The organism is Ectorhizobium quercum, assembly GCF_026552795.1.
GTDB classification, from domain to species: Bacteria; Pseudomonadota; Alphaproteobacteria; order Rhizobiales; family Rhizobiaceae; genus Ectorhizobium; species Ectorhizobium quercum.
On the sequence record NZ_JANFPI010000003.1, the window covers coordinates 164,850 to 177,821 of the forward strand.

Annotated in this window: 11 protein-coding genes; 8 read left to right on the top strand and 3 right to left on the bottom strand. The window is 65.1% G+C overall.

The window, feature by feature from the left end; genetic code table 11:
* The first annotated feature begins 10 nt into the window (after positions 1-10).
* Complete coding sequence (locus NOF55_RS09370; protein WP_306411106.1) at positions 11-1,468, top strand: NAD-dependent succinate-semialdehyde dehydrogenase; 1,458 nt, start codon at positions 11-13, stop codon at positions 1,466-1,468.
* A gap of 139 nt (positions 1,469-1,607) precedes the next feature.
* Here NOF55_RS09370 and NOF55_RS09375 read toward each other — a convergent pair whose 3' ends face one another.
* Positions 1,608-2,882 (bottom strand): NAD(P)/FAD-dependent oxidoreductase, encoded by a 1,275-nt coding sequence (locus NOF55_RS09375; RefSeq protein ID WP_306411107.1) that lies wholly within the window; start codon positions 2,880-2,882, stop codon positions 1,608-1,610.
* A gap of 14 nt (positions 2,883-2,896) precedes the next feature.
* Complete coding sequence (locus NOF55_RS09380) at positions 2,897-3,565, bottom strand: haloacid dehalogenase type II (RefSeq protein WP_306411108.1); 669 nt, start codon at positions 3,563-3,565, stop codon at positions 2,897-2,899.
* 303 nt (positions 3,566-3,868) lie between these two features.
* On the opposite strand from NOF55_RS09380, the gene NOF55_RS09385 reads away from it, so the two are divergent.
* From NOF55_RS09385 to NOF55_RS09415, 7 genes are all read left to right on the top strand, one after another.
* Positions 3,869-4,705: a GNAT family N-acetyltransferase gene (locus NOF55_RS09385; RefSeq protein ID WP_306411109.1), complete on the top strand. Its 837-nt coding sequence runs from the start codon at positions 3,869-3,871 to the stop codon at positions 4,703-4,705.
* Positions 4,706-4,720: 15 nt separating this feature from the next.
* Positions 4,721-6,094, top strand: a complete 1,374-nt coding sequence (locus NOF55_RS09390; protein ID WP_306411110.1) for an aspartate aminotransferase family protein — start codon at positions 4,721-4,723, stop codon at positions 6,092-6,094.
* 277 nt (positions 6,095-6,371) lie between these two features.
* Positions 6,372-7,055 (top strand): HAD-IA family hydrolase, encoded by a 684-nt coding sequence (locus tag NOF55_RS09395; RefSeq protein ID WP_370868962.1) that lies wholly within the window; start codon positions 6,372-6,374, stop codon positions 7,053-7,055.
* Between the two features lie 81 nt (positions 7,056-7,136).
* The gene (locus NOF55_RS09400; RefSeq protein ID WP_306411112.1) at positions 7,137-8,750 is read left to right on the top strand and encodes an ABC transporter substrate-binding protein; all 1,614 of its coding nucleotides are present in this window, start codon (positions 7,137-7,139) and stop codon (positions 8,748-8,750) included.
* Between the two features lie 94 nt (positions 8,751-8,844).
* A complete protein-coding gene (locus tag NOF55_RS09405; protein WP_306411113.1) occupies positions 8,845-9,795 on the top strand; it encodes an ABC transporter permease in 951 nt (316 codons plus the stop codon).
* A complete protein-coding gene (locus NOF55_RS09410; RefSeq protein ID WP_306411114.1) occupies positions 9,795-10,661 on the top strand; it encodes an ABC transporter permease in 867 nt (288 codons plus the stop codon). The genes NOF55_RS09405 and NOF55_RS09410 overlap by 1 nt, the downstream gene beginning before the upstream one ends.
* Positions 10,661-12,316: an ABC transporter ATP-binding protein gene (locus NOF55_RS09415; RefSeq protein ID WP_306411115.1), complete on the top strand. Its 1,656-nt coding sequence runs from the start codon at positions 10,661-10,663 to the stop codon at positions 12,314-12,316. Before NOF55_RS09410 ends, NOF55_RS09415 begins: the two co-directional genes overlap by 1 nt.
* A 54-nt stretch (positions 12,317-12,370) precedes the next feature.
* Here the strand turns inward: NOF55_RS09415 and NOF55_RS09420 are convergent, their stop codons facing one another.
* Positions 12,371-12,847 (bottom strand): Lrp/AsnC family transcriptional regulator, encoded by a 477-nt coding sequence (locus tag NOF55_RS09420; RefSeq protein ID WP_306411676.1) that lies wholly within the window; start codon positions 12,845-12,847, stop codon positions 12,371-12,373.
* Positions 12,848-12,972: the final 125 nt, after the last annotated feature.

The window sequence follows — 12,972 nt, forward strand, 5'->3', positions numbered from 1 at the left end:
GAGACGTATGATGCAGGCATTGAAGGACAGGGACCTCTTCCGGCAGACGGGGCTGATCGGCGGCAGATGGACCGCCGCCGCCCCGGGCGGGACCGTCGACGTGACCGATCCGGCAAGCGGCGCGGTGATCGGCACCGTGCCGGACATGGGCGGTGCGGAAACCCGCGCGGCCATCGAGGCCGCCGATGCCGCCTTCGGCCCGTGGCGGAAGAAGACGCATGCCGAGCGTGCGGCGCTGCTCGAAGCCTGGCATGCGCTGATGATCGAGCATGTCGACGATCTCGCCCTGATCCTGACGACGGAGCAGGGCAAGCCGCTGGACGAGGCGAAGGGCGAAATCCGCTACGGCGCCTCCTTCGTCAAATGGTTCGCCGAGGAAGCCCGCCGCATCGCCGGCGGCACGATCCCCTCCCCGACGCCGGACCGCCGCATCGTCGTGCTCAAGGAGCCGGTGGGCGTCTGCGGCATCGTCACCCCCTGGAATTTCCCGAACGCCATGATCACCCGCAAGGTGGCGCCGGCGCTCGCCGCCGGCTGCACCGTGGTCATCAAGCCATCGGAGTTCACGCCCTATTCGGCGCTGGCGCTCGGCGTTCTGGCCGAACGCGCCGGCATTCCGGCCGGCGTCGTCAACATCGTCACCGGCCTGCCGACCGGGATCGGCGAGGAGATCATGGCCAACGAGACCGTGCGCAAGATTTCCTTCACCGGCTCCACCCGCGTCGGCTCGCTGCTGATGCGCGGCGCCGCCGCCAGCGTGAAGCGGCTTTCGCTGGAACTTGGCGGCAACGCGCCGTTCATCGTCTTCGACGATGCCGACCTCGATCTCGCCGTCGAGGGCGGGCTCGTCTCGAAGTTCCGCAACGGCGGCCAGACCTGTGTCTGCGCCAACCGCATTCTGGTGCAGGCCGGCGTCTACGACGCCTTTGCCGAGAAGCTGGCGGCGAAAGTCAACGCCATGAAGGTCGGGCCGGGTACCGAGGCGGGCGTTTCCATCGGCCCGATGATCAACGAGCCGGCGATTGCCAAGATCCGCGCCCATGTCGAGGATGCGCTGGCGAAGGGCGCGACGATCATCACCCGCACGCACGCCTTGCCGGAAGGCCCGCAATACACCGCCCCGGTGGTGCTGACGGGGGCGACGACCGACATGCGGCTCGCCAGCGAGGAAACCTTCGGGCCGGTGGCGCCGCTCTTCCGCTTCGAAACGGAAGAGGAAGCGATTGCCATCGCCAACGGCACGCCCTTCGGCCTCGCCGCCTATTTCTATACGGAAAGCCTGAAACGCGCCTGGCGCGTGGGCGAAGCGCTCGAATTCGGCATGGTCGGCCTCAATACCGGCGCGATCTCCACGGAGGTCGCCCCTTTCGGCGGCATCAAGCAATCCGGCCTCGGCCGCGAGGGCGCGCAGGCCGGCATCGAGGAATATCTGGAGATCAAGACCTTCCACATCGGCGGACTGGCCTGACCCTCCCTCCCGTTTCCCCGGCAGACTGAAGGGCCGCGAAAGCAGCCCTTCCTTTTTGCCCGGTTTTCGTGGACGTGCAGAAGGCAGTTCCGCTGGTGGTGAGGGAATAACCGCTTCGTCCCGCAGCCCCCTCCTTCGATTACCGGATTCTGTCGAGCATCCTGTAATAGAGCCCGACGAGGGGCAGGAACCAGGGCTTGCCGAAATGGCCGGGCACCGGCGGCCAGTCCAGCCCCTTCAGCGGGTTGGTGTCCGCGCCGCCGAGGATGGCGTCGGCGAGGGCCATGCCGAGATGGGTGGAAAGCTGCGCGCCGTGGCCGGAATAGCCCATCGCGTACCAGACGCCGTCGTGATAGCCGGCGCGCGGATAGCGATCCTTGGTCATGTCGACGAGGCCGCCCCAGCAATACTCGATCGGCACATGCGCAAGCTGCGGGAAGATACAATGCAGGCTTTCCTTCAGGATCGCGCCGCTCTTCGCGTCGGAACTCTGGTCCGAAGTGGCGGAGAAGCGGGCCCGGCCGCCGAAGATCAGCCGGTTGTCCGGCGCGAGGCGGAAATAATTGCCGATGTTCATCGAATTGACATAGGTGCGGTTGCCCGGAACCGAGGCGCGCACCTCGTCCTCCGTCAGAGGCCGCGTGGCGATGATGAAGCTGCCGACGGCGATGATGCGGCGGCGGAAATAATGGAAGTTCGACGGCGTGTAGGCGCCGGTCGCGACCAGCACGTTGTCCGCCGTCACCCGGCCGCGACCGGTCTCCAGTTCGTGCCGGCCGTCCTTTTGCGCATGCCGCGTCACGGCGGCGTTTTCGAAGATCGTCGCGCCGTGGCGGCTGGCGGCCTCCGCCAGTCCGGCCGCATAGCGGCCCATGTGCATCATGGCGCTCTTCTTCGAAAGCATGGCGCCGTAAAAGGTCGATCCGATCTCGTCCTTGAGGTCGGCGGCGGACAACAGCGCCGTGTCGGGGTCGACCTCGGCATGCACCGCCTCGAAATTCTTCGCCAGCCCTGCGAAATGCTGCGGCTTCGAGGCGAGCTTCAGCTTGCCGGCCCGGCGGAAATCGCAATCGATTCCTTCCTCGGCGATCAGCGCTTCCAGCGTGTCGATGGAATCGTCGAACGCCTTGTAGACGGCAATCGCCCGCTCCCTGCCCAGCTCCGCCTTCGCGGCGAGATAGGAATGGGCAAGGCCGTTGTTGAGATGGCCGCCATTGCGGCCGGAAGCCCCCCAGCCGATGCGCTCCCCTTCGAGAACCACGACGCGCGCGCCGGCCTTCGCAAGCTGGCGCGCCGCGCCGAGACCCGTGAAGCCGCCGCCGATGACGGCCACGTCGTAGTGCCCTTCGACAGGACCCTCGACAGCGCCCTGAAAGACGGGCGCCGTGTCATGCCAATAGGAGACGAACTTCATGGCGCCGCCCTTCCTCAGAGGCCGCCGACGGCGGGCAGGCCGGAAATGTCGGCGATCTCGACATAGCCGTAATAGGGATTGGCCGGCTCGTGGCCGCGGTTGACCCATACCTTGTTCTTGATACCCAGATCGTGGGCGGACATCAGGTCGTAGCGGAAGGAGGACGAGCAATGCAGGACGTCTTCCGGACCGCAGCCCAGCATGTCGAACATGTATTCGAAGGCCCTGAAGCGCGGCTTGTAGGCCTGCGCCTGCTCGGCGGTGTAGACCGCATGGAACGGCGCGCCGAGCTTTTCGACGTTGGAACCGATCTGCGCATCCATCGCATTGGACAGGATGACGAGCGGGATCTCCTTCGCCACCCTGGCAAGCGCGACCGGAACGTCGGCATGCGGCCCCCAGGTCGGAACGCGGTCGTAGACGAGGCGCGCATCCTCGTCCGTGAAGGAAACGCCGTTGAGCCTGCACGTCCGCTCCAGCGCATTGTGAATGACCTCGGCATAGGGCTTCCAGTCGCCCAGGATCTCGTCGAGGCGGTAGGCCGAGAAATTCCGGATGAATTTCTGCATCTGCGCCTCGTCCAGACGCTCGCCATACAGATCGCGCGCGGCCTCGCCCATCTGGAAATGGATCAGCGTGCCGTAGCAATCGAAGGTAATGTATTTGGGGCGGAAGATGGTCATGTCGTCGTCATCCTTGCTGGGGGATCGAGGGTGGCCGCAGTCACCAGATCATAGGCTGCTTTACCCGGCCGGCTCACCGCAATTGCCGCCCGGCGAAGCAGATTGTTCCGTATCCGGCCGCCAGTTTGGCAGAGAGTTGCGCATGCCGCAGCCGACTGCGGTACGATGCGGGCCGCAGCCGGCATAAGATGCGGCAGCGGGCGAAAGCAACGGCGAAACATATCGAACCGGCACCATTGTCGGGACAATCTTCTTTCCCCGCCGGTCTATCACTGAAGCAGCAGACGAGAGAGGAGCTCCGGCATGCAGGCAGGCCAAATAGAGATCCAGGAATTCCGTCCCGAACACCTCGATGCCGCCGCCGGCCTGTCGCGCCAGGCCGACTGGCCGCACCGGAAGGAAGACTGGGCGTTCGTCCTGTCCCTGAGCCGGGGTTTCGTCGCCGTCGAAAACGGCCGCGTCGTCGGAACGACGATGGCGACGTTGTTTGCGGATGCCTGCGCCTGCATCAACATGGTCATCGTCGACCAGTCGATGCGGGGCCACGGCCTCGGCCGGACACTGATGAACACCGCTCTCGAAGCCGCCGGCCCGCGGGAATGCCGGCTGGTCGCCACGGACGAGGGCCGGCCTCTTTATGAAAAGATGGGCTTCGTCGCAACCGGCGAAGTGCTTCAGCATCACGGCCATGTCGCGCCGGTCGACAGGCCGGCCGGCGTCGAATGGGCGGATGCCACCATCGCCGCCGAACTCGCCGCGCTCGACCGGCAGGCCTTCGGCGCCGATCGCACCGCCCTGTTCGCGGAGCTTGCGCGACAGGGCCGTTTCGCCGTGCTGAGGAAAGACGGCGCCATCGCCGCTTTCGCGGGGCTTCGCGCCTTCGGACGCGGAGAAGTGGCCGGCCCCGTGGTCGCGACGGATATCGAAGCGGCCAAGGCCGTGCTTTCCTTCATCTTCGCCGAACGCACCGGCGCTTTCCTGCGGGTCGACACCGACGCCAAGACCGGGCTCGCCTCCTGGCTTGCCGGACACGGCCTTGCCCATGCCGGCGGCGGCCTGCCGATGCGCCGGGGCGGCGGAGCGCCATCCGCCGCCGCGCCGATGACAACCTTTGCCTTGACCAGCCAGGCGCTCGGCTGATTCCGGAGAGACCCCATGTTGAGCAATTCCCTGATCGAACTGGACCGCGCCCACCTGGTGCATCCCGTATCCTCGTTCCGCGGCCACGAGAAGCTCGGCGTCCGCGTGCTGAAATCCGCCGCCGGCGCCACCGTGACCGATACGACCGGCCACCAGCTCATCGACGGCTTTGCCGGCCTGTGGTGCGTCAACGCCGGTTACGGCCATGACAGCATCGTCGAGGCCGCGGCCCGCCAGATGCGCGAACTGCCCTACGCGACCGCCTATTTCGATCTCGGCAACGAGCCGGCCATCCGTCTGGCCTCCGAACTCGCTGACCGCGCACCGGGCGATCTCAACCACGTCTATTTCACCCTCGGCGGCTCGGATGCGGTCGACAGCACCATCCGCTTCATCCGCTATTACTGGCATGCGAAGGGTGAGCCGCAACGCGACCAGTTCATCTCCGTCGAGCAAGGCTATCACGGCTCGACCACCGCCGGCGCGGGCCTGACCGCCCTGCCCGCCTTTCATGCCGGCTTCGGCGTTCCCTATGACTGGCAGCACAGGATTCCGTCCCACTACGCCTATCGCAATCCGGCCGGCGAGGACGCGGCGGCGATCATCGCCGCCTCGTTGCAGGCCCTGAAGGACAAGATCGAGGCCATAGGCCCGAATCGGGTCGCCGCCTTCTACGTGGAGCCGATCCAGGGCTCCGGCGGCGTGCTGGTGCCGCCGGACGGCTGGGTCAAGGCCATGCGCGAACTCTGCCGCTCCCACGGCATCCTCTTCGTTGCCGACGAGGTCATCACCGGCTTCGGCCGCACCGGCCCGCTGTTCGCCTGCACGGACGAGGACATCGTTCCGGATTTCATGACCACGGCCAAGGGCCTGACCTCCGGCTACATTCCGATGGGCGCGGTGTTCATGGCCGATCACGTCTACGAGACCATTGCCGATGGCGCGGGCGAAGCGGCCGTCGGCCACGGCTACACCTATTCGGCCCACCCGGTCAGCGCAGCCGTCGGGCTTGAAGTGCTGAAACTCTACGAAGGCGGTCTTCTGGAAAACGGCCGCCGCACCGGCGCCCGCCTCATGGCCGGCCTTCGGGACCTGAAGGACCATCCGCTGGTCGGCGACGTTCGCGGCCGCGGTATGCTGGCCGCCATCGAACTCGTCACCGACAAGGAAAGGAAGACCCCGCTTCCGGCCGCCGCCGCCCCTTCCCGCAGGATCTTCGACCGCGCCTGGGAAAACGGCCTCGTCATCCGCGCTTTCGGCAACGGCGTGCTCGGCTATGCGCCGCCGCTCTGCTGCACGGATAGCGAAATCGACGCGATCGTCGAACGGACGCTGAAAACCCTCGATCAGACGCTGGAAGACCCGGCGGTTCGCGAAGTCATGGCCTGACCGCCCCCACGCCGCACCGCGCCATTCACCCGAAATGTCGCCGCACGCCGCATATTCGCAATTTTCTGCCGAAGACCCACTCCATTTCGGAGAATCCGGTGTCACGGAAGTGTCAAACTGAAACCCGGAAACGGCTCGAGCCCCCGGAAAACCGGCATTCTCACGCATATGAGGGGAAATATCCCCTCGCCAGCAGAATAATATGCCGCACGTCACGCATCGACATGTGGCGACCCGGAGACCGATATTGCCCAGGAACCTGAACGAATTCAGATATATGACCTTCGACGTCGTGGGGACGCTGATCGATTTCGAAAGCGGTCTGAGCGGCTGCCTGGCTGAAATCGCCGCAGAGGCCGGCGTCACGATCGACGCAGAAGAAGCGCTGGCCCTCTACCGCGCCGCCCGTTATTCCGATGCGACGGATCTCTTCCCGGACGATCTCGTGCGCGTCTATACGATCATCGCGCCGCAGCTCGGCCTGCCGGCGGAGAAGGCCTATGGCGAGCGCCTGCGCGATTCCGCCCGCAACTGGAAGGGGTTCGCAGACAGCCGCGCCGCCCTTGCCGAACTTGCCGGATCCTATCGCCTGATCGCCATGACGAATGCCCGCCGCTGGGCCTTCGACCATTTCTCGAAGGAACTGGGAGAGCCCTTCCATGCCGCCTTCACGGCGGATGACACGGGCACGGAAAAACCGGACCCGGCCTTCTTCGAGAAGGTCTTCGCCTTCGTCGAAAGCGAGGGGGCGTCGAAGGACGACATCCTGCACGTCGCCCAGAGCCAGTACCACGACATCGGCATTTCCCGGAAACTCGGCATGACCAATTGCTGGATAGAGCGCCGTCACGCCCAAAAGGGTTACGGCGGCACGATCGAGCCGGAAGCCTTCACCGAGCCGGACTATCACTTCACCTCGATGGCCGGCCTCGCAGACGCCGTGCGTCAGGCGCGCGGCTGAACCGCTTCAGCACCGGACAGGGCGTGAATCGGGACACGCCCTGCCGACATTACCGAACATCAAACAAAAAAGGGGAAAGACATGAGTGACGATCTGACGACCAACTGGACCCGGGCCGACGACGCTGCGGTCGAGCGGGCCATTCGCCGCGGCGCCACCCGGCGCGACCTGTTGCAGATGATGCTGGCCGGCGGTGTCGCCCTTTCCGCCGGCTCGGCGATTTTCGGCCGCGCCTCGCGCGCCGTGGCCGCCACCCCGGTTTCCGGCGGCACGCTCAAGGCCGCCGGCTGGTCGACCTCGACCGCCGACACGCTCGACCCGGCCAAGGCCTCGCTGTCGACGGACTATGTCCGCTGCTGCTCGCTCTACAACCGCCTGACCTTCCTCGACGCCAACGGCATTCCGCAGATGGAACTGGCCGAGTCCATCGAATCCGGCGATGCCCGGACCTGGACCGTCAAGCTGCGGTCGGGCGTGACCTTCCACGACGGCAAGGAACTGACGGCCGAGGACGTCGTCTTCTCGCTGAAGCGGCATCTCGATCCGGCCGCCGGCTCCAAGGTCGCGGCAATCGCGTCCCAGATGACCGGCTTCAAGGCGGTGGACAAGAACACGGTCGAAATCACGCTCGGCAGCCCGAACGCCGACCTGCCGACCATCCTCGCCATGCACCACTTCATGATCGTCGCCGATGGCACGACCGACTTTTCCAAGGGCAACGGCACCGGCGCCTTCAAGCTCGAAACCTTCGATCCGGGCGTGCGCTCGGTCATGTCGAAGAACCCCAACTACTGGAAGTCCGCCGGCCCGTACGTCGATTCCTTCGAATTCTTCGCCATCGCCGACGACAATGCCCGCGTCAACGCGCTCCTGTCCGGCGACATCCAGCTCGCCGCCGCGATCAATCCACGCGCGCTGCGCCAGCTCGACGGGCAGGACGGCGTCGTTCTGTCCAAGACGACCTCGGGCAACTATTCCAACCTCAACATCCGCCTCGACCAGGCGCCGGGCGACAATGCCGATTTCGTCGCCGGCATGAAGTCGATCGTCAACCGCGAGCAGATCGTCAAGGCAGCGCTTCGCGACCTCGGGGAAGTCGGCAACGACCAGCCCGTGCCGCCGATGAACCCCTACCATAATCCCGATCTGAAGCCGAAAGCCTACGACCCCGACAAGGCGAAATTCCACTTCGAGAAGGCGGGCCTCATCGGCCAGTCGATCCCGGTCGTCGCTTCCGATGCGGCGGCGTCGTCGGTCGACATGGCCATGATCATCCAGGCGTCCGCCGCCGAGATCGGCATGAAGCTCGACGTGCAGCGTGTTCCCTCCGACGGCTACTGGAGCAACTACTGGCTGAAGGCGCCGGTCCATTTCGGCAACATCAACCCGCGCCCGACCCCGGACATCCTGTTCTCGCTGCTCTACGCCTCCGACGCCCCGTGGAACGAGAGCCAGTACAAGTCGGAGACCTTCGACAGGAAGATGATCGAGGCCCGCGGCATGCTCGACCTCGAAAAGCGCAAGGAAATCTATTTCGAGCTGCAAACGATGATCGCCGAGGACGCCGGAACCATTATTCCGGCCTTCATTTCCAACGTCGACGCCATCAGCGACAAACTGAAGGGCCTTGAAGCCAATCCGCTCGGCGGCATGATGGGCTACGCCTTTGCGGAATACGTCTGGCTCGAAGCCTGATAAGCTTCCGGGTGCCGGGCGCGCCTGTGCGCCCGGCCGTTCCGCCGTTTATGCGGCCGGTTTCCGGTCCCGGACAGGCTTCAGGAGCATGGGAATGAATCGACGGATAGTGTCCCTCATCGCCAGACGGGTGGTCATCGCGCTGACGACTCTCCTGATCGTGTCTTTCATCGTCTTCTCCGCCACGAGCCTTCTGCCCGGCGACACCGCGACGATACTGCTCGGCCAGGCGGCCACGCCGGAAGCCGTCGCCGGCCTGCGCACGGCCATGCACCTCGACGATCCCGCCCTGCTGCGCTTCGTGCGCTGGCTGTTCGGCCTTCTCCAGGGCGAACTGGGAACGTCCTACGCCAACAACATGGCGATCGCCGATCTGATCGGCCCGCGTTTCGTCAATTCCATGAAGCTTGCCGGCATCACCACGCTGATCGCCGTTCCGCTGGCGCTGGCGCTCGGCATCAGCTCCGCCATGCTGCGCGGAACGCCCTACGACCGCATCGTCACGATCCTCACCATCGGCGTCATCTCGGTGCCCGAATTCATGATCGCGACACTCGCCGTCCTCGTCTTCGCCGTCTATCTCCGGTGGCTGCCGGCCCTGTCGCTGGTCAGCGAGATCCATTCCGTCTACGACATGCTGCGCGTCTACGCCATGCCCGTCATCACGCTGACCTTCGTGGTCTCCGCGCAGATGATCCGCATGAGCCGCGCCGCCGTGATCGAGACGCTGAACACGCCCTATGTGGAAATGGCGCTTCTCAAGGGCGCCTCGCGCACGCGCATCGTGCTGCGGCACGCGCTGCCCAACGCGCTCGGCCCGATCGTCAACGCGGTGGCGCTGTCGCTTTCCTATCTCGTCGGCGGCGTCATCATCGTCGAGACGATCTTCAACTATCCCGGCATCGCCAAGCTGATGGTGGACGGCGTTGCCACGCGCGACCTTCCGCTGATCCAGAGCTGCGCGATGATCTTCTGCTTCGGTTATCTTCTGCTGATCACCACCGCGGACATCATCGCCATCATGTCCAATCCGAGGCTGCGCTGATGACCGAAGACATCGCCAAGGACCACATCCGCAAGGCATCGCACGGCCCCCGCCTTGGCTACCGGATCAACGCCGTCGGCGTGCTCGGCTTCCTCATCATCCTCTTCTGGGCCTTCATCGCCGTTTTCGCCCCCTGGCTGATCCCGCATCCGGTGGGCGAGATCGTCGACTACGACTATTTCGGCCCGATGACCTCCGAGTTCTGGCTCGGCTCCGACTATCTCGGCCGCGACGTCCTCTCGCGCATCCTCATGGGCGCGCGTTTCACGGTGGGCATCTCGCTGGCGGCGGTCGCCATCGCCTGCGTCTCCGGCGTCGTGCTCGGCATGTCCGCCGCCGTCATCGGCGGGTGGTTCGATGCAGCACTCAGCCGCTTCCTCGATGCGCTGAACTCCATTCCAAGCAAGCTCTTCGGCCTCGTGGTGGTCGCGGCCGTCGGATCGTCCATCCCGGTGCTGATCACGACGCTGTCGGTCATCTACACGCCGGGCGCCTACCGCTTCGCCCGCGCGCTCGCCGTCAATATCAACACGATGGATTTCATCACCGTGGCGCGGGTGCGCGGCGAAAGCATCCTCTACCTCATCGGCTCCGAAATCCTGCCGAACATCATCCGCCCGGTGCTGGCCGATCTCGGCGTGCGCTTCGTCTTCATCGTGCTGCTTCTGTCCGGCCTGTCGTTCCTCGGTCTCGGCCTTCAGCCGCCGAACGCCGACTGGGGCGCGCTGGTGCGCGAGAACATCGGCGGCCTGCCCTTCGCGGCGCCCGCCGTGATCCTGCCGTCGCTGGCCATTGCCAGCCTGACGATCAGCGTCAACCTGCTGATCGACAATCTGCCGGAAAAGATCCACGACAGGAGCGAATAATGGCCAATCTCGTTGAAATCCGTGGATTGAAGGTCGATGCAACCACCGATTCCGGCCGCCGCATTGAAATCATCAGGGGCGTCGACATCGATGTCCCGGAGGGCGAAATCGTGGCGCTGATCGGCGAAAGCGGATCGGGCAAGACCACCATCGCGCTGACCCTGATGGGCTATGCCCGCCCGGGCTGCCGCATCGCCGGTGGCAGCGTCAGCGTGGCCGGCAAGGATATGGCGACGCTCCCCGAGGCCGAACGCGCGGCCATTCGCGGCACCCGGGTTTCCTACGTGCCGCAGAGCGCGGCCGCCGCCTTCAACCCGGCGCAGAGGATCATCGACCAGGTGATCGAGATCACCCGCATCCACGATCTGATGCCGCCGGAAGAAGCACGCCGCAAGGCGGTGGACCTGTTCAGGGCGCTGTCCCTGCCCGATCCCGATACGATCGGCGAGCGCTATCCGCATCAGGTCTCCGGCGGGCAATTGCAGCGCCTGTCCGCCGCGATGGCGCTGATCGGCGACCCGGCGCTCGTCATCTTCGACGAACCGACGACCGCGCTGGACGTGACGACGCAGATCGAGGTGCTCAGGGCTTTCAAGTCGGCCATGCGCAACGGCGGCATGGCGGGCGTCTACGTTTCCCACGACCTGGCCGTCGTCGCGCAGATCGCCGACCGGATCGTCGTGCTGAAGGCAGGGGAGGTGCAGGAAACCGGCACCACGGCCGAAATTCTCGAGAACCCGCGGCATCCCTATACGCGGCAACTGCTCGCTGCCTTCCACCCCCGGCCGCGCGCCGTCGCACCCGCCGAGGCCGAACGCCCCCGCCCGCTTCTGGAGATCGACAAGCTGGTTGCCGGATACGGCGCCCCCGGCGAGGACGGCCTGCCCATGATCCGCGCCGTCGACACGGTGAGCCTTGCGGTCTATCCACGCCGCAACCTCGGCATCATCGGCGAGTCCGGCTGCGGCAAGTCGACGCTCGCGCGCGCCATCTCCGGCATTCTTCCGGCCGCCGCCGGCAACATCCTCTTCGAGAACCGCGAGCTGGACCGGGATTCCCGCCGCCGCTCCCGCGACGAACTGCGCCGGCTGCAAACCGTCTTCCAGTATGCGGATACCGCGCTCAATCCGTCCAAGCCGATCGGCGATATCCTCGGCCGCCCCCTGACCTTCTACCACGGCATGAAGGGCAAAGCGCGCGACGCGCGGATCGACGAGCTCCTCGACATGGTGAAGCTGCCGCGCTCGATCCGCGATCGCCATCCCGCCGGCCTTTCCGGCGGCCAGAAGCAGCGCGTCAATTTCGCCCGGGCGCTGGCGGCCGAACCGACCCTGATTATCTGCGACGAGATCACCTCGGCGCTCGACACCGTGGTCGCAGCCGCCGTGATCGACCTGCTCGGCGAGCTTCAGCGCGAACTCGGCCTCTCCTACATCTTCATCAGCCACGACCTGTCGGTGGTCGAGACGATCTGCGACGAAATCGTCGTCATGTATGGCGGCCGCAAGGTCGAGCACATCACGACCGACGCCATCCACGCGCCGCAGCACCCCTATTCGAAACTGCTGTTCTCCTCCGTGCCGAAGCTCGATCCGCACTGGCTCGACACCCTCCGGCAGGATGCCGAACTGGTGCGGGAATATTGCAGGCGCTGACGGGTCCTCGCCTGTCCGGGGCATGTCCGCTTCACACCCTTGCGCGACATGCTCTCAAAGCGGAAAGAGGCTGGTCAGCGGCATATGCGCCTTGGTGATCGGCGATTTCAGCACCACAAAGCTGAAATACTTGTCGATGCCGACATCTATGTCGGTGAGGCGCTCCATGATCGACTGGTATTCGACGATGCCGGAGGTGACGAATTTCAGGAGATAATCGTAACCGCCCGAAACGAGATGGCACTCCACGACCTGATCGATCTTCTCGACCACCGCCAGGAAGCGGGCAAAGTCGATCTGCCGGTGGTTCTTGAGCGTGATTTCGGTGAAAACGGTCAGCGTCTGGCCCAGCTTGTTGATGTTGATCTGGGCCGAGTAACCCTCGATATAGCCCTCGGCCTGCAACTTCTTCACGCGCATCAGGCACGGGCTCGGCGACAGATTGACCAGCTCCGCCAGCTCGACATTGGTAATGCGGCCGTTCTTTTGCAGTTCGTAGAGGATCTTGATATCGATCCGGTCGAGCTTCATCACGCCAGAGGATCCTTTCCACGCTTGTTCGCAGGCACAGCATAAAATTCCGATGCCGGCATGAAAGGCCTATCACATCAGATTTCCCGGCCGACGCAACCGGGAATTTTTCATGAAGCATAATG